Origin of the sequence: Streptomyces sp. NPDC001292, from assembly GCF_042896465.1 — a bacterium.
Lineage (GTDB): Bacteria > Actinomycetota > Actinomycetes > Streptomycetales > Streptomycetaceae > Streptomyces.
The window spans coordinates 29980-45619 of sequence record NZ_JBIAXG010000026.1 but is presented as its reverse complement, the minus strand read 5'-3'; the positions used below and the strand labels follow the sequence as shown (position 1 = coordinate 45619).

The window sequence follows — 15640 nt, the reverse complement described above, 5'->3', positions numbered from 1 at the left end:
TTGACATCGGTTCAGACTCGCACCGTGCGTGAGCCGCCCGGACGGCGCTGCTGCAACTGCCCACGGATACCGGGTTCCTGCGGCGGACGTGAGTGCCGGTCGGCCGGGTCCTCCTCGAAGGAGTGTCTGGCGTCGCCGCGGCGCAGGATCGGCAGCACCGAGCGCCGGCGGAGGTCTTCCATGAGGAAGGCGGATCCGGCGTGGAGGGCGAGCCCCACCAACAGCAACGCGGCCGCGGCGTCGGCGAGTTCGAACGCGTGCGGGGCGCCCAGCTGGTAGGCCGCCGCCACCGCCGAGCGCACCGTCGAGACGGTGAGGACCACGCCGAGCAGTGTCTTGCCCATGAAGGCGGCCGCCGCCAGCGGCAGGAGCATCAGGGCGAAGGCGCTGAGGTAGATGCCGAGCGTGACGCTCGTCTGCTGGGCGGGAGCGACGATGTGCAGGGTCCCCAGCGCCGCCCACGACGTGGCGAACAGTCCGAGCGCGGCCGCCGCTTTGGTGTCCCGGGTCAGGAAGGCCATCACCGCGGCGAGGAACTCCAGCGGGAACACGAACACCGCCAGGACGATGCCGGCCGCGCGGACCTGATCGCCGGTGATCAGACCGAGCCCGCTCCCGGCCAGCAGGGCCATGCCGATGCCGAAGGAGAAGAATCCCAGCGGCAGGGGATTGCCGTACGGACGGACGGTGACGGTGGCGGCCTGCGGACCGTCGCCACGAGGGCACGTCGTTCCCGTCATGCACCCCCGCGTACCCGTCCGTACAGGGCGAAAACGACCAGTCGGCGCGGTCCGGCCGGGTCCGCTCAGGTGCGCCTCAGCTGTCGAAGTCGACGGTCAGGGAGTCGGACACGGGGAACGTCTGGCAGGTCAGGACGTAGCCGGCGTCGACCTCGGAGGGCTCCAGCGCGTAGTTGCGGCGCATGTCGGCCTCGCCGTCGGTGACCAGGGCACGGCAGGTGCCGCACACACCGCCCTTGCAGGCGAAGGGCATGTCCGGGCGCACCCGCGTCGCCCCGTCCAGGATCGTCGTCTCGCGCGAGAGCGGGGACGTGGTGGAGCGGCCGTCGAGCGTGATGGTGACCTGGCTGACCGGGCCGTCGCCCGTGGCGTCCTCGTGGCGGACCGTGCGGATCGGCTCGTCGTCGGCGAAGAACAGTTCCTGGTGGACGCGGTCCGCCGGGACGCCGAGGTCACCGAGCAGCTTCTGCGCGTCGCGGACCATGCCGTGCGGGCCGCACAGCCACCAGTGGTCCGCGCCCTTCACGTCGACGAGCCCGTCGATCAGCGCGGTCAGACGCTCGGTGTCCAGGCGCCCCGAGAGGAGTTCGGCCTCGCGCGGCTCGCGGGACAGGACGTGCCCGAGCTGGAATCGGGTGGGGTAGAGGTCCTTCAGGTCGGCGAGTTCGTCGGCGAACATCACGGTGTCGGTACGGCGGTTGCCGTAGAAGAGGGTGACCCGGGAGCGGGAGTCGGCGGCCAGGACGGACTCGGCGATGGACATCATCGGGGTGATGCCGGAACCGGCGGCGATCAGGACGTGGTGGCCCGGTTCGGCGAGGTCGGGGGTGAAGGCGCCGGTGGGGGCCATCACCTCGATGGTGTCGCCGGGGCGGACCTCGTCGACCAGCCAGGAGGAGAACAGGCCGCCGGGCACCACCCGCACGCCGATGCGGGGGCGGGCGCCGACTGGGGAGCAGATGGAGTACGACCGGCGCTCGTCGCGCCCGTCGACCTCGCGGCGCAGCGTGAGCGACTGGCCCGGCCGGTAGGCGAACTCCTGCGCCAGCTGCTCGGGTACGTCGAAGCTGATGGCGGCCGCGTCCGCGCACAGCGGCTGCACCGCGGCGACCCGCAGCGGGTGGAAGGCCGGACGGCGGCGCCGCGCGGGGGCGGCGGACACTTCGGTCTCCGTCGCGGTGGTGGTCGGGGCCATCAGATCTCCTTGACGTACTCGAACGGCTCGAGACAGCTGCGGCAGCGCCACAGTGCCTTGCAGGAGGTGGCGGCGAAGCGGGACGTCTCCTCGGTGTCCGACGACCCGCAGCGCGGACACGCCACCGCGCGCCGGGTGGCGGCCAGCTCCAGCGGAACGGGTCCGCCGGCACGCCGGGGCGCGCTGCCGGGAGGCGCGATGCCGGCCTCGGTGAGCTTGCGCCGGCCCTCGGCGGTGATCCAGTCCGTCGTCCACGGCGGGTCGAGGACGGTACGGATCTCCACCTGCGTGAAGCCGGCCGCACGCAGCCGCGCGGCCACGTCGGCCCGCATCTCCGCCATCGCGGGACAGCCGGAGTAGGTGGGGGTCAGCCCGGCGACGACCGTGCCGTCCGGCCGCAGCTCGACGGTGCGCAGCACGCCGAGGTCGGCCAGGGTGAGCATGGGCAGCTCCGGGTCCGGAACCTGCTCGGCCACGTGCCGCGCGCGCCTCTCGTCCAGTGCTGTCACCATGTCGCCTCCGGGTGCGCGCGGGCCACGCTCTGCAGTTCCTCCAGCAGAGGGGCCAGGTGCTCGGTGTGGTCGCCTTCCCTGCCCCGACCGGGCAGCGCCTCGGTCTGCGGCAGCTCCAGCCCGGCGGCGTCGAGGACCTGCCCGAGCACGGCCGTCGTCTCCTCCCGCACGTCCGCCGGGTCGACGCCGAAGCCCGGTCGCGGCGCGAAGAGTTCGGCCGTGTACGGGGCGACGGCGGCCAGCGCCGCCCGCATCCGCCGGTGGGACTCCTCCGTGCCGTCGCCCAGGCGCACCACCCAGTCCGCCGCGAACTGCCGGTGGTAGGCGAGTTCGTTGACGCCCTTGGCCGCGATCGCCTTGAGGACCGGGTCCTGCGTGGTGGCGGCGAGCCGCTGGAAGAGGGCCAGGCGCCAGCAGGACAGGACCAGCAGCCGGGTGACGGAGAACGCGAAGTCGCCGTTGGGGAGTTCGGCGAGCCGGACGTTGCGGAAGTCCGCCGCGTCCCGGAAGTAGGCGTAGGCGTCCTCGTCCCGGCCGGTGCCGTCGACCTGGCCGGCGCGTGCGTACAGCAGCCGTGCCTGGCCGAGCAGGTCGAGGCCGATGTTGGCCAGGGCGACCTCCTCCTCCAGCTCCGGGGCCCGGGTGCACCACTGGGCCAGGCGCTGCGCGCCGACCAGGGCGTCGTCCCCGAGGGCGAGGCAGTACGCGGCCAGCTCGGCGGGTTCGACCGTGTCCGGCACGGTGGTGTCGACGCCGTGCAGCGGGTCCTCGAAACCGGTGCCGAAGGCCCAGCGGGCGTCCGACTCCCCGTGGTCCTCGGCCAGGGACAGGTAGACGTGGTCGTCGGTGACGTCGCTCATGTCCGTCCTGCTCCTAGATGTGGGGGACATCGTCGGGGATGTCGTAGAAGGTGGGGTGCCGGTAGACCTTGTCGGCGCTGGGCGCGAAGAACGGGTCCTTCTCGTCGCGGGTGGAGGCGGCTATGTGCTCCGAGCGCACCACCCAGATGCTCACGCCCTCGTTGCGCCGGGTGTACAGGTCGCGGGCGTGGCTGAGCGCCATGGCGTCGTCAGCCGCGTGCAGCGAGCCGACGTGCACGTGGTTCAGGCCCCGCTTGCCGCGGACGAACACCTCGTACAGCGGCCAGCTGTCCTTCGTGCCCTCGGTGTTGCTCATGCCGCCGTTCCTTCCTCGTTGTTCCGGGCGTCCCTGGTGGCCCTGGACCGGGCGGCCCGCTTGGCCGCGTGCGCGGACGCCGCCTCACGCACCCAGGCGCCGTCCTCGTGCGCGGCCCTCCGCCGTGCCACGCGCTGCTCGTTGCAGGGCCCGTCGCCGCTGATCACGCGCTTGAGCTCGGACCAGTCGGGGGTGCCGAAGTCGTGGCGGCCGCGCTCCTCGTTCCAGCGCAGCTCGGGGTCGGGCAGGGTGACACCCAGCTTGGCGGCCTGCGGGACGGTCATGTCGACGAAGCGCTGACGCAGTTCGTCGTTGCTGTGCCGCTTGATCTTCCAGGCCATCGAGGCGGCGGAGTTGGGGGAGTCGCCGTCGGGCGGGCCGAACATCATCAGGGACGGCCACCACCAGCGGTTCACCGCGTCCTGCACCATCTCGCGCTGGGCGTCCGTGCCGCGCATCATCGTCATCAGCAGCTCGTAGCCCTGCCGCTGGTGGAACGACTCCTCCTTGCAGATCCGCACCATGGAGCGGGCGTAGGGGCCGTACGAACTACGGCACAGCGGCACCTGGTTGCAGATCGCCGCGCCGTCGACGAACCAGCCGATCACGCCGACGTCCGCGAAGGTCGGCGTCGGGTAGTTGAAGATCGACGAGTACTTCTGCCGGCCCTCGATGAGGCGGTCGGTGAGGTCCGCGCGGTCGGCGCCCAGGGTCTCGGCCGCCGAGTACAGGTACAGGCCGTGGCCGGCCTCGTCCTGGACCTTCGCGAAGAGAATGGCCTTGCGGCGCAGCGAGGGCGCCCTGGTGATCCATTCGCCCTCGGGCTGCATCCCGATGATCTCCGAGTGGGCGTGCTGCGCGATCTGGCGGATCAGCGTCTTGCGGTAGCCCTCGGGCATCCAGTCCCGGGGCTCGATCCGCTGGTCCTTCGCGATCGTCGCGTCGAACTGCTCCTGGAGCCGCTGCTCCGCGCTGTCGCCGCTCGACACTGCGCCGTGTGACGTGGTCATCGATACCAGCTTCCCTACCGACCATTCGTTCGGGTAATAGTCTGTCGAATTTTCCCGGTCCCGGCAACCCCTGATCGGGGATCGCCGGGACCGGGACGCGGCCGTCGGCGGTACGGCGGCCGCCGCCGCGTTCAGCGGTCCTCGGCGCAGCGAGCCTTTGCTCAGCGGCCCTCGAAGGACGGCTTCTCCTTGGCGAGGAAGGACCGCACGGCGCGGCGGTGGTCGGCGGTGGCGCCGAGGCGCTCCTGGGCCGCCGCCTCACGCTCCAGCACCGCGCTCAGCCCCGCCCCGGTCGCCGCGTGCCGCAGCAACGCCTTGACCTCGCCGTACGCGGCGGTGGGCCCCGCCGCCAGCCGCCGAGCCAGCGCCAGCCCCTCGGTCGCCGCCTGCCCGTCGGGCACGACCAGGTGCACCAGCCCCAGCCTCTGTGCGACCTCGGCTTCCAACCGGTCGTCGAGCAGCATGAGGAAGGCGGCAAGCGACGGGCCGACCGCCTGGGACAGCGACAGGCTCAGACCGCTGTCGGCGGCCAGTCCGATCCCGGTGAACGCGGTCGCGAAGCGCGCGCCTTCCGACGCCACCCGCACGTCGGCGCACAGCGCGAGCCCCAGCCCGGCCCCGACGCACGCTCCCTCGACCGCCACGACCACCGGCAGGGGCAGCGCGTGCAGCGCTTCCACCAGCGGGTTGTACTCGGCGCGCACCACGGCGAACGCCGACTCCGGGCCGTGCTCGAGGGCCTCGGCGTGTTCCTTGAGGTCCTGTCCGACGCAGAAGTTCCGGCCCTGGGCGGTCAGCAGCACCGCGCGGACCGGCTCGCCGTCCCCGTCGCCGGCCACCCGGCGGACGGCGGCCAGGAGCCCGGACCGCAGGGCCGCGTCGAGCGCGTTGCCCGCGGCGGGCCTGCGCAGTTCGATGACCGCGACGCCGTCCTCGACGCGGTAGCCGACACCCTGCCCCGCCGCGTCGGGCGAGGCCGCTTCCGGCGGGGTCACTGCCATGTGTAGAACCCCTGCCCCGACTTGCGGCCCAGTTCGCCCCGGGCGACCTTGTCGCGCAGCAGCTGCGGCGGGGCGAACCGCTCTCCGAGCGTGGCGTGCAGGTATTCGGCGATGGCCAGGCGGACGTCGAGCCCGACCAGGTCGGTCAGGCGCAGCGGACCCATGGGGTGCTTGTAGCCGAGGCTCATCGCGTCGTCGATCGCCTCCGGCTCCGCCACCCCCTCCTCGACCATGCGGATCGCCTCCAGGCCGAGCGCCAGGCCGAGACGGCTGCTGGCGAAGCCGGGGGAGTCCTTGACGACGACGTCCTTCTTGCCCAGCGCGTGGGTCCAGTCCAGGGCGGCCCGTACGACCTCGGGCGAGGTGTCCGGCGCCACGACGATCTCGATCAGTTTCGAGGCGGGCACGGGGTTGAAGAAGTGCATGCCCAGGAAGCGGCCCGGCGCCTTCAGCGCCGAGGCCAGTTCGGTGACCGACAGGGAGCTGGTGTTGGTGGCCAGCACGGTCGTGCCCTCCACCGCCGCCTCGGCCGCGGCGAGCAGCCCGGCCTTCAGCGCCACGTTCTCGGGCACGGCCTCGACGACCAGCTCGGTGCCCGGCGCCAGCCCGTCCACGGACTCCACGGCCGTGACCCGGGCGAGCACCTGCTCGGCGGGCTCGGCCAGGCGGCCGCGCTCGGCGGCGCGCCGCAGCCCGGTGGCGATCCGGTCCACGGCGGCGGCCGCGGCCTGCGCGCCGTTCTCCACGACGGTCACCGACGAGCCGGCGGCGGCGAACGACTGCGCGACGCCGGCTCCCATCCGGCCGCCGCCGATCACACCGACGACGGCGGGCACGCTCGGACTGCTCATGCCTTGCTCCTGTTCTTCTTCGCCAGAAAACGCGTCATGCGGTCCTGTTTGTCCTGACCCTCGAAGAGCACGGCCTGCGCCAGGTCGTCGGCCACCGGGTGCGCGCCCGGCGCGTCGACGACGAGCTTGGTCAGACGCAGCGCGGTGGCGGAGGACCGCGCCATGCGGTCCAGCAGCGCGTGCGCCTCGTCCAGCAGCTTCTCCGCCGGAACGACGTCGATGACCAGGCCCGCGGCCAGGGCCGCCCGGGCGTCCAGGTTCCGCCCGGCGAGCAGCACCTGCTTGGCGACCGACTCGCCGACCAGCTCCGGAAGCCGCCAGCACGCCCCGGCCGCCGCCAGGATGCCGAGCCCCGGCTCCGGATTGCCGAAGACGGCGTCGGGTCCCGCGATACGGATGTCGCAGGCGTAGGACAGTTCCGCCCCGCCGCCCAGCGCCCAGCCGTCGACGGCGGCCACGGTCGGCATCGGCAGCCTGCGCACCCGCTCGAACAGACGGCTGTTGATCCCCTGGAGCGCCTCGTCCCGGCCCCGCCGCAGCAGCTCCGCGATGTCCGCGCCGCCCGCGAACACGTTGCCGTGGCCGGTGAGCAGCAGCAGCTTCGGGTCGTCCTCCAACAGGTCGCAGACCGCGTGCAGTTCACGGATCATGAGCCCGCTGATCGCGTTGCGCGCCTCGGGGCGGTGCAGGGTCACCACGACCCGGTCCTCGCGCTCCTCGACGAGCAGCGTCTCGTAGGCGTCCCGGCTCATACCCGCTCCACCAGCATCGCCACGCCCTGCCCCACGCCCACGCACAGCGTCGCCAGGCCACGGCGGGCGTCCTCGCGCTCCAGGCGACCGAGCAGCGTGAGCAGGATGCGGGCGCCGGAGCAGCCCAGTGGATGGCCGAGCGCGATGGCACCGCCGTCGGCGTTGACCCTGTCCTCGTCCAGCTTGAGCCGGCGTACGACGGCCAGGGCCTGCGCGGCGAAGGCCTCGTTGAGCTCCACGGCGTCGAGGTCGGCGGTCTGCCAGCCGGCGCGGTCCAGCGCCTTCCGCGTGGCGGGGACCGGGCCCAGGCCCATGAGGTTGGGCTGCACCCCGGCCGAGGCGGAGGTGACGACACGGGCGCGCGGGGTGAGCCCGTACCGGTCGACGGCCGCCGCACTCGCCACGACCAGGGCCGCCGCCCCGTCGGACAGCGGGGAGGACGAGCCCGCGGTGACGATGCCGTCCTTGCGGAAGATGGTGCGCAGGGAGCCCAGCTTCTCCAGCGTGGTCGACGGGCGCGGCCCCTCGTCGCGCTCCACCAGGCCGTCCTTCACCGGGACCGGGACGATCTCGCGGTCGAAGTGCCCGGCCTCCTGCGCGGCGACGGCCCGCCGGTGGCTGCGCAGCGCGAAGGCGTCGGAGTCGGCGCGGGTGATGCCGTCGAGGGTGGCGACCTCCTCGGCCGTCTCACCCATCGACAGGGTCGTCTTCACCGTCTCAGGGCCTGCCCCGGCGGGCACCGCGCGGTCGGCGGCCGCGAAACGCGGGTTGGTGAAGCGCCAGCCCAGGGACGTGTCGTGCAGCTCGCCCGGCTTGGCCCACGGGGTGCCCGGCTTCTCCATCACCCACGGCGCGCGGGTCATCGACTCCACGCCGCCCGCGACGACAAGGTCGGCCTCGCCGGACCGGATCGCCTGGGCCGCCGACGCGACCGCGGTCAGGCCCGAGGCGCACAGCCGGTTGACGGTGTAGCCGGGCACGGTGTGCGGGAGCCCCGCGAGCAGGACGGCCATGCGCGCCACGTCGCGGTTGTCCTCGCCGGCCTGGTTGGCGGCGCCCAGGATCACCTCGTCCACGGCCTCGGCCGGGATCGCGGCGCGGCGCACGGCCTCACCGACCACCAGCGCCGCCAGGTCGTCGGGGCGCACGGAGGCCAGCGCGCCGCCGTAGCGGCCCTGCGGGGTGCGGGCCCCGTCGATCAGATAGACCTCGTCAGGCATGGGTGCTCTCCTCGATGGCGACGGGGCGGCGCGACTGGAGCGTCGCGAAGCGGCCGGTGACGAACGCGGGGTCGGACAGGGTGGCGCTGGCCGCGGGGTTGGCGGCGCTGCCGTGGAAGTCGCTGAACGCGGCGGACTGGTTGACGAACACCCCGCCGGTGAGGTTCTCCGACAGGTGCACCCTCGCGTCCAGGGCCGCCGACTCGGCCGCGGCGAGGACCTCTTCGCTCGTGGAGTGCACGGCGGCGGTCAGCGCGCCGTGCGCGCGCACCGTCTCACGGAAGATCCGCAGGCTGTGCTCGGTGGAGTCGGTGGCGATGACGAAGGAGACGGGCCCGAACCACTCGCGGGTGTACGTCTCCTCGTCCGCCCCCGCGTCCAGGCGCGCCACCAGCGGCGTACGGACGGTGGCCCGCGGGTGGTCGGGGTGCTCCACCGGCTGCGAGCCGTGCACCGTGGTGCCCAGCGCCGCCGCCTTCTCCAGCCGGTCGAGCACGCCGTCGTTGACGATGGCGCCGAGCGTGCCGACCGCCCGGGCCGGGTCGCCGAGCAGCTTGTCCAGTGCGGCCCCCAGATCGTCGGCGAACTCGTCGGCGCTCTTGACGCCCCGGTCGGTGGCGATGCCGGTACGGGGAATCAGCAGGTTCTGCGGGGTGGTGCACATCTGACCGCTGTACAGGGACAGCGAGAAGGCGAGATTGCCCAGCAGCCCGCGGTAGTCGCCCGTGGAGTCCAGGACGACCGTGTTGAGGCCCGCCTTCTCGGTGTACACGGCCGCCTGGCGGGCGTTGGTCTCCAGCCAGTCGCCGAACTCCGTGGAGCCGGTGAAATCGATGATGCGCACGTCCGGGTGGAGCGCGAGGAAGCCCGCGGTCCGCTCGCCGGGCTCCTCGGCGGCCAGGACCACGACATCGGGGTCGAAGCCGGCCTCGGCCAGGACCTCGCGCGCGGTGCGCACGGTGAGCGCCAGCGGCAGCACGGCGCCCGGGTGCGGCTTGATCACCACGGGGTTGCCGGTGACCAGGCTGGCGAACAGACCAGGATAGCTGTTCCAGGTGGGGAAGGTGTTGCAGGCGATCAGCAGCGAGACACCGCGTCCGACCGGCGTGAACTTCTTGTCCATCACCAGGTCCCCGCCCTTGCGCTGGGGCTTGGTCCAGCGCGCCGAGCGCGGGTGCCGCTTCTGCTCCGCCCAGGCGTAGGCGACGGCCTCCAGACCGCGGTCCTGCGCGTGCGGGCCGCCCGCCTGGAACGCCATGACGAAGGCCTGTCCGGTGGTGTGCTGTACGGCGTGCGCGTTCTCGAAGCTCGCGGCGTTCAGACGGGCCAGGATCTCGACCGCGACGCCGGCGCGTACATCGGGGCCTGCCTCGCGCCACGGGCCCGTGGCGGCCTTGGCGGCGGCCACCGCCTCCTCGGGCGAGACCCTGGGGTAGCTGATTCCGAGCGCGAAGCCGTAGGGGGAGGTCTCGGAGGCCTGCACGGTCCCCTCCCCGGGGTGCCCGGGCAGCTCGAACGGCTTGCCCAACTGGTCCCGGAAAGCGGCCTCACCGAGCTTCGGGGCCTCCTCGCCGTACACCGACTTGCTGGGTGACTCCGGGTACGGAGTCCAGTGGTCCCGGCTCCCGGTGGCCGCGACCGCCGTCTCCAGCAGCTCACGGTGGCGGGCGAAGAAGTCGACGGGCTCGGGAGTGGTGTGGGGCATGCGGTCCACCTCTTGACAGGCAGTGGTGATGCTTGATTACTTGGCTTTGCCGACGCTAACCGAATGTTCGGTCGGTACACAAGGTGGTGGAAATCGTGACGCAGGCCACTGACGTCGATCCTGGTCCGGTGGAGAAGATGTTCGCCGCGGACCTGGCATCCCGGAATCTCGGCATCGAGCTGACGCACCACGGCGAAGGGACCGCCGAGGTGCGGATGACCGTGACGCCGGCGATGGTCAACGGGCACCGGATCGCCCACGGCGGCTATCTCTTCCTGCTCGCCGACACGGCGTTCGCCTGCGCCTGCAACAGCCACGGGCCCGTGACGGTCGCGGCGGCGGCCGACATCGTCTTCATCGCCCCTGCCCATGAGGGCGACGTCCTCGTGGCGACAGCCTGCGAGCGCACCCGGTACGGCCGCAGCGGGATCTACGACGTGAGCGTCCGGCGCATCAGCGACAGCCCGCGCGAAGCGCGGTCCGTCGAGGGTGGCGGCGGGAGACGGGCGGGCGAGGTGATCGCGGAGTTCCGCGGGCGCAGCCGCAGCCTACGAAGCGAGAAGACGAAGGAGTCGCAATGAGCAGCGAAGTCACGGCCCCGGTGGATGAGGGGCCCCGGCTGGGACAGCCCCTCCCGGACGAGCTGCTGGACAGTGGCGAGCGCCTGACCCGCGAGCAGCTCCGCGAACTGCAGCTCGGCCGGCTCCGCGCGACCCTCCGCCACGCCTACGACAACGTCGAGCTGTACCGCAGGAAGTTCGACGAGGCCGGCGTGACGCCCGACGACTGCCGCTCCCTCGAGGACCTGGCCCGCTTCCCCTTCACCACCAAGGCCGACCTGCGCGACACCTACCCGTTCGGGATGTTCGCCGTCCCCATGTCCGAGGTCCGGCGCATCCACGCCTCCAGCGGCACCACCGGCCGCCCCACCGTGGTCGGCTACACCGAGAACGACCTGTCGACGTGGGCCGACCTCATCGCCCGCTCCATCCGCGCCGCGGGCGGCCGGCGCGGCCACAAGGTCCACATCTCCTACGGCTACGGCCTGTTCACCGGCGGCCTCGGCGCGCACTACGGAGCCGAGCGCGCCGGTTGCACCGTGATTCCCGCCTCCGGTGGCATGACCGCGCGTCAGGTGCAGATCATCCGGGACTTCGAGCCCGAGATCATCATGGTCACGCCCTCCTACATGCTGACCCTGCTCGACGAGTTCGAGCGGCAGGGCGTGGACCCGCGCACCAGCTCCCTGAAGGTCGGCATCTTCGGCGCCGAGCCCTGGACGGAGGCGATGCGCCGCGAGATCGAGGAGCGCATGGACATCCATGCCGTCGACATCTACGGCCTGTCGGAGGTCATGGGTCCCGGTGTGGCACAGGAGTGCGTGGAGGCCAAGGACGGACTGCACGTCTGGGAGGACCACTTCTGTCCCGAGGTCGTCGACCCGATCACGGGTGACGTGCTGCCCGACGGCGAGAGCGGCGAACTGGTCTTCACCTCGCTGACGAAGGAAGCCCTGCCGATCATCCGGTACCGCACGCGTGACCTCACCCGCCTGCTGCCCGGCACCGCACGCCCCGCCTTCCGCCGCATCGAGAAGATCACCGGCCGCAGCGACGACATGATCATCCTGCGGGGTGTGAACGTCTTCCCGAGTCAGATCGAGGAGGTCGTGCTGCGCGTGCCCGGTGTTGCCCCGCACTTCCAGATCCAGCTCACCCAGCGCGGCCGCATGGACCACATGACGGTCCACATCGAGGCCCGTCCCGGCGCCGGCCCGGAGCAGCGCGAGACGGCCGCCAGGACGATCACCAAGGGTGTGAAGGACTCCGTCGGCATCAGCGTCGAGGTGTGCGTGGTCGAGCCGGAGAGCCTGGAGCGCTCGGTGGGCAAGATCCGCCGGGTCCGGGATCTGCGCAAGGGATGAGCACCGGCCCTGGCCGCCGCGGCCGGTGAACACGCCCACCGGTCGCGGCGTGACCGTCAGGGCGCCAGGTTCTGCCCGAGGCGGGCGCCGGCGGGTGTGCCCAGGGCGGTGTCGCGCAGGGCGACGGGGGCGAGGCCTTCGCCAGGGGGCGCTGACAAGAACGTCCGCGTAGCCGCCGGGGTCCCCCACGGAGACCGCCTCGCCGAAGCCGTCACGGCCCGGTCGGCGCCCGCCACGCCCACACCGTCCTGGCGGACGACCTTCACAGCGGTGGTGGTGAGCCCGGTCGCCGCACCGCCGCGGACCATGGTGACCTGGCCCCTGCCGCGCCGCCGGATTCCTGGTCGTACGGCCGGCCGATCGCGAGGTCGGCGTGGCCGTCGCCGTCGACGTCGCCCCACGCGGTCGAGGCGCCGAAGTCGTCTCCGGGCCCGGAGGAATCGGGGACCCCGGGACTGTCCTGGTGATCGTCACCTTCGAGGCGGCGGCCGGTCCGTCGAGGCCGCCCGGGAGGACCGTCACGGCGCCGGCGCCGTCCGACGCCCCGGGTGTGCCGGCCGCCAGGTCGCCGGCTCTCGGCACCCGAGTCACAGGTGCCACCAGCCAAGCGCACGGACCGCACCAGAGGTCACACGGGCGGGTGCCGCCGTGCGCTCAGTCCTTGTGCCTGCCCAGCTTGTCCACGGCGTCCTGTGCCTTGTCGACGACGGTGTCGATCGTGGTGCTGTGCTTGCCGCCGGTCTTGCCGTCGATGAAGTCGCCGACCTTCTCCAGGCCGTCGGAGATCTTGTCGCCGTGGGCTTCGGCGATGCCCTCGACCTTGCCCTTCAGGTTCTTCAGCTGGTCGAACATGCGAGTGCCGCTCCTCTACGGGGCTGTAGTAGTTCGGGCCCTCATGATCTCACGACGCGGGCCCGGCACCTCATCGCGAGGTGCCGGGTCCGTGACCCGAACGTGCCGGGGGGAGCGGCTACTTGAACCGGACCACCTGCGGGTCGTGGTCGCTCATCTGGTCGTAGAACTCAGCGTTGATGTGGACGACCTCGTAGGAGGGCTTCTTGATGTTGGGCGAGACCAGGATGTGATCCAGCGTCTGCGAGTTGCCGTCGTACACGTAGCTGTACCGCTCGTTCGCCGGCAGGGCGTTGATCAGATCCGTGAGGATCTCGCCGGAGGTCAGCGTGGCCAGCGGCTTGGAGAACTGGTAGTCGTTCAGGTCGCCCAGGACGACGACCTTGGCCTTCTTGTCCTTGGACAGCAGGTCGGAGACGAAGGCGTTGACCTCCTTGGCCTGCGCCGTGCGCTGGACCTCGGAGCTCAGCGTCGGCGGCTGGAAGACGCCGTGCGTCGGCTGGTCGCCGCCCTTGGAGTTGAAGTGGTTGGCCACGACGAAGACCTGCTCACCGCGGAAGGTGAACTCGCCGACCAGCGGCTTGCGGCTGCTCTTCCAGGCGCTGGAGGTGGGGTTGATCCTGCCCGGCGAGACCGAGAGCCGGACGCCCTTCTTGCCCTCGGCGACCGCCTGGACGCCGGTGGCGGAGTCGCCGCCCGGCCGGTCCACGAAGGTCACCCGCTCGGGGTTGAAGAGGTAGACGATGCGGATGTTGCCGCCGGGCTGGCCGCCGTCCTGGTCGTTGACCGGGTCGATGGAGCGCCAGTCGTACGCCGGGCCCCCCGCCGCCTTGATGGCGTCGACGAACTTGGCGACGGTCTTGTCGGCCGCGACCGTGCCGTCGTCCGTGGCGCCGCTGTTGTCCTGGATCTCCTCCAGGCTCAGGATGTCCGGGGTGGCCAGGTTCTTGACGACGGCCTGGGCCAGCCGGTCGAACTTGCGCTGCGGGTCCGACGGGGCGAGGTTCTCGACGTTGTAGGTGGCGACGGACAGCTCGTCCGCCTTGCCCGGCTTCGCCACGTCCGGGGTCAGCCCGCCGGAGACGGTCTTGCCGAGCTTGGTGGCCTGGACGCTGTAGCCGCCGTAGTTGGAGTAGTCCAGGGGGCCGGAGGTCGTCCCGGTGAGGGTGTCGCCGACGTTGGCCTGCAGCTTGTCACCGGTCAGGGAGGTGACGAGCAGGCGCCCGGAGTTCGGGTCGGCGTAGCCGGTGAGGACGGTGCCGCCGCGGTAGGACGGGTTCTGCTGGGGCTTGGTGGTGATCCACGTCTCGTTGTAGGCGTTGCTGGCGCCCACCACACGGGAGTCGCCGATCTGCACCAGCATGCCCTCACGGGACTCCAGCCAGTCCAGGGCGTACTTGTCGGGTGTCAGCTCCAGGGACTCGATGCTTCCGTCCTGGACCTGTGGGGCGTAGGCGTCGGGCAGCGTCGTGGAGTCGACGGCCTCCGCCTCCGGCAGCGGGTTGCCGGAGGACAGAACGACGGCCTTGGGGTTGGTCAGTTCGGTGACGGACTGCGCACCGCCGCTCTGGCCGCCGGGGCAGTACTCGCTGACCTTGGCCGAGACCAGCACCAAGTCGCCGACCTTGACGACGGGGGTGGCGGAGCCGGTGTACACGAAGAGGGCCTCGCTGGTGGCCGGGTTCGCGTCCGCGTCGGGGTCCTGGATCCAGTAGCCCTTCGTGCCGGTGCTGCGCACGCCGGTCACCACGCCGGGCACGTTGGTGACGGACTCGCCGTTGTGCGGGGAGACCCGGGTGGTGCCCTGGATGTCGTGGACGCGCAGGCTGCCGGGCGCGGTGTCGGTGGGCGACGGGGTGGGGGAGGGCGACGGGTCGCCGGAGCCCTCACCGGTGCTGTTGCGCGGGCTGGGCGCGGAGCCGGTGAAGTCGGCCGAGTTGTCGTCCGTGTCGGTGAAGGCGGCGTCGCGCGAGACGGAGGTGGTGTTGCCCGCACCGGTGGCGGGGTTGCCCTCGCGCACCACGGCGGTGCCGAAGCCCGCCAGGTCCTTGATGCTGCCGTCGGCCGCGCAGTCCTCGGCGGTCAGGCAGGTGAGCGCGGTGGTGGAGTGGACCAGCGCGATGGTGCCGCTGGTCGCCGACATGCTGATGGTGCCGGTCGCGTCGGGCGTCGGCAGGGCGGCGTCGCCCGCGGTGCCCTTGGCCTCCTGGATCAGATAGGTGCCGCCCGCGGGGATGGCCCCGGTGAGCGGGGTGACCTGCCACTTGGTGCTGGCCGAGGGCGAGCCGCTGAGGTACTGGACGGACCAGCCGCTCAGGTCGAACGATCCGTTGCCGGCGTTGCCCAGCTCGACGAAGTCGTGGGTGAGGGGCGCGCCGGAGTTGCCGCCGCCGCCGTAGACCTCGGAGATGACGGCGTCCGGGGACGCCGCCTGGGCGGTGAGAGGAAGGGCGATCAGCGAACCGGCGATACCGAGGGGAAGTGCGACGAGGCCGACCTTGGCGGCTCTGCCGCGCAGGGACAGCGGTATGTGTGAAGACACGTGGGCTCTTTCGTGGAGTTGAGAAAAGAAGACGCGACTGAACCGTGGGAGGTGAGAGGAGACTCGTGGGTCGGCTGGAAAGATACGCGCGTAGATTGCCCTGCAACAAGATGTGGGACCGCCCAAGGGGCAAGCGTTTCCCCAGTGGTTGGCCGGAAGC

16 protein-coding genes are annotated in these 15640 nt (G+C 71.9%); 2 read left to right on the top strand and 14 right to left on the bottom strand.

The window, feature by feature from the left end; genetic code table 11:
• Positions 1-11: 11 nt before the first annotated feature.
• The 11 genes from ACFY4A_RS25215 to paaN all read right to left on the bottom strand — a co-directional run bounded on the left by ACFY4A_RS25215 (position 12) and on the right by paaN (position 10162).
• Positions 12-740 carry a hypothetical protein gene (locus ACFY4A_RS25215; RefSeq protein ID WP_390831625.1) on the bottom strand — a complete coding sequence of 243 codons (729 nt, stop codon included), beginning with the start codon at positions 738-740 and terminating at the stop codon, positions 12-14.
• Between the two features lie 76 nt (positions 741-816).
• A complete protein-coding gene (gene paaE, locus ACFY4A_RS25210; protein ID WP_390831624.1) occupies positions 817-1935 on the bottom strand; it encodes a 1,2-phenylacetyl-CoA epoxidase subunit PaaE in 1119 nt (372 codons plus the stop codon).
• Complete coding sequence (gene paaD / locus ACFY4A_RS25205) at positions 1935-2447, bottom strand: 1,2-phenylacetyl-CoA epoxidase subunit PaaD (protein ID WP_390831623.1); 513 nt, start codon at positions 2445-2447, stop codon at positions 1935-1937. The genes paaE and paaD overlap by 1 nt, the downstream gene beginning before the upstream one ends.
• Entirely contained in the window at positions 2441-3307 is an 867-nt protein-coding gene (paaC, locus tag ACFY4A_RS25200; protein ID WP_390831622.1) for a 1,2-phenylacetyl-CoA epoxidase subunit PaaC, read from the bottom strand. The genes paaD and paaC overlap by 7 nt, the downstream gene beginning before the upstream one ends.
• 13 nt (positions 3308-3320) lie before the next feature.
• Positions 3321-3623, bottom strand: coding sequence for a 1,2-phenylacetyl-CoA epoxidase subunit PaaB (gene paaB / locus ACFY4A_RS25195; RefSeq protein WP_225080350.1), 303 nt, complete (start codon positions 3621-3623; stop codon positions 3321-3323).
• Positions 3620-4633, bottom strand: a complete 1014-nt coding sequence (paaA, locus tag ACFY4A_RS25190; protein ID WP_390831621.1) for a 1,2-phenylacetyl-CoA epoxidase subunit PaaA — start codon at positions 4631-4633, stop codon at positions 3620-3622. The genes paaB and paaA overlap by 4 nt, the downstream gene beginning before the upstream one ends.
• A gap of 161 nt (positions 4634-4794) precedes the next feature.
• A complete protein-coding gene (locus tag ACFY4A_RS25185) occupies positions 4795-5634 on the bottom strand; it encodes an enoyl-CoA hydratase/isomerase family protein (RefSeq protein ID WP_390831620.1) in 840 nt (279 codons plus the stop codon).
• Positions 5625-6485 carry a 3-hydroxyacyl-CoA dehydrogenase family protein gene (locus ACFY4A_RS25180; RefSeq protein ID WP_390831619.1) on the bottom strand — a complete coding sequence of 287 codons (861 nt, stop codon included), beginning with the start codon at positions 6483-6485 and terminating at the stop codon, positions 5625-5627. The genes ACFY4A_RS25185 and ACFY4A_RS25180 overlap by 10 nt, the downstream gene beginning before the upstream one ends.
• Entirely contained in the window at positions 6482-7237 is a 756-nt protein-coding gene (locus tag ACFY4A_RS25175) for an enoyl-CoA hydratase/isomerase family protein (RefSeq protein WP_390831618.1), read from the bottom strand. The genes ACFY4A_RS25180 and ACFY4A_RS25175 overlap by 4 nt, the downstream gene beginning before the upstream one ends.
• A complete protein-coding gene (locus ACFY4A_RS25170; RefSeq protein ID WP_390831617.1) occupies positions 7234-8457 on the bottom strand; it encodes a thiolase family protein in 1224 nt (407 codons plus the stop codon). Before ACFY4A_RS25170 ends, ACFY4A_RS25175 begins: the two co-directional genes overlap by 4 nt.
• A complete protein-coding gene (gene paaN / locus ACFY4A_RS25165) occupies positions 8450-10162 on the bottom strand; it encodes a phenylacetic acid degradation protein PaaN (protein ID WP_390831616.1) in 1713 nt (570 codons plus the stop codon). Before paaN ends, ACFY4A_RS25170 begins: the two co-directional genes overlap by 8 nt.
• Before the next feature lie 95 nt (positions 10163-10257).
• On the opposite strand from paaN, the gene paaI reads away from it, so the two are divergent.
• Complete coding sequence (gene paaI, locus ACFY4A_RS25160) at positions 10258-10743, top strand: hydroxyphenylacetyl-CoA thioesterase PaaI (RefSeq protein ID WP_390831615.1); 486 nt, start codon at positions 10258-10260, stop codon at positions 10741-10743.
• Complete coding sequence (gene paaK / locus ACFY4A_RS25155; protein ID WP_390831614.1) at positions 10740-12086, top strand: phenylacetate--CoA ligase PaaK; 1347 nt, start codon at positions 10740-10742, stop codon at positions 12084-12086. The genes paaI and paaK overlap by 4 nt, the downstream gene beginning before the upstream one ends.
• A 262-nt stretch (positions 12087-12348) precedes the next feature.
• On the opposite strand, the gene ACFY4A_RS25150 is transcribed toward paaK, so the two are convergent.
• The 3 genes from ACFY4A_RS25150 to ACFY4A_RS25140 form a co-directional block, all read right to left on the bottom strand.
• Positions 12349-12699: an FG-GAP repeat protein gene (locus ACFY4A_RS25150; protein WP_390831613.1), complete on the bottom strand. Its 351-nt coding sequence runs from the start codon at positions 12697-12699 to the stop codon at positions 12349-12351.
• Positions 12700-12740: 41 nt separating this feature from the next.
• Complete coding sequence (locus ACFY4A_RS25145; RefSeq protein WP_390831612.1) at positions 12741-12938, bottom strand: antitoxin; 198 nt, start codon at positions 12936-12938, stop codon at positions 12741-12743.
• 118 nt (positions 12939-13056) lie between these two features.
• Positions 13057-15480, bottom strand: a complete 2424-nt coding sequence (locus ACFY4A_RS25140; RefSeq protein WP_390831611.1) for a lamin tail domain-containing protein — start codon at positions 15478-15480, stop codon at positions 13057-13059.
• Positions 15481-15640 lie beyond the last annotated feature (160 nt).

Coding starts and splice junctions, on each gene's coding strand:
- ACFY4A_RS25215 (WP_390831625.1), bottom strand. CDS start 740: ATGACGGGAACGACGTGCCCTCGTGGCGACGGTCCGCAGGCCGCCACC.
- paaE (WP_390831624.1), bottom strand. CDS start 1,935: ATGGCCCCGACCACCACCGCGACGGAGACCGAAGTGTCCGCCGCCCCC.
- paaD (WP_390831623.1), bottom strand. CDS start 2,447: ATGGTGACAGCACTGGACGAGAGGCGCGCGCGGCACGTGGCCGAGCAG.
- paaC (WP_390831622.1), bottom strand. CDS start 3,307: ATGAGCGACGTCACCGACGACCACGTCTACCTGTCCCTGGCCGAGGAC.
- paaB (WP_225080350.1), bottom strand. CDS start 3,623: ATGAGCAACACCGAGGGCACGAAGGACAGCTGGCCGCTGTACGAGGTG.
- paaA (WP_390831621.1), bottom strand. CDS start 4,633: ATGACCACGTCACACGGCGCAGTGTCGAGCGGCGACAGCGCGGAGCAG.
- ACFY4A_RS25185 (WP_390831620.1), bottom strand. CDS start 5,634: ATGGCAGTGACCCCGCCGGAAGCGGCCTCGCCCGACGCGGCGGGGCAG.
- ACFY4A_RS25180 (WP_390831619.1), bottom strand. CDS start 6,485: ATGAGCAGTCCGAGCGTGCCCGCCGTCGTCGGTGTGATCGGCGGCGGC.
- ACFY4A_RS25175 (WP_390831618.1), bottom strand. CDS start 7,237: ATGAGCCGGGACGCCTACGAGACGCTGCTCGTCGAGGAGCGCGAGGAC.
- ACFY4A_RS25170 (WP_390831617.1), bottom strand. CDS start 8,457: ATGCCTGACGAGGTCTATCTGATCGACGGGGCCCGCACCCCGCAGGGC.
- paaN (WP_390831616.1), bottom strand. CDS start 10,162: ATGCCCCACACCACTCCCGAGCCCGTCGACTTCTTCGCCCGCCACCGT.
- paaK (WP_390831614.1), top strand. CDS start 10,740: ATGAGCAGCGAAGTCACGGCCCCGGTGGATGAGGGGCCCCGGCTGGGA.
- ACFY4A_RS25145 (WP_390831612.1), bottom strand. CDS start 12,938: ATGTTCGACCAGCTGAAGAACCTGAAGGGCAAGGTCGAGGGCATCGCC.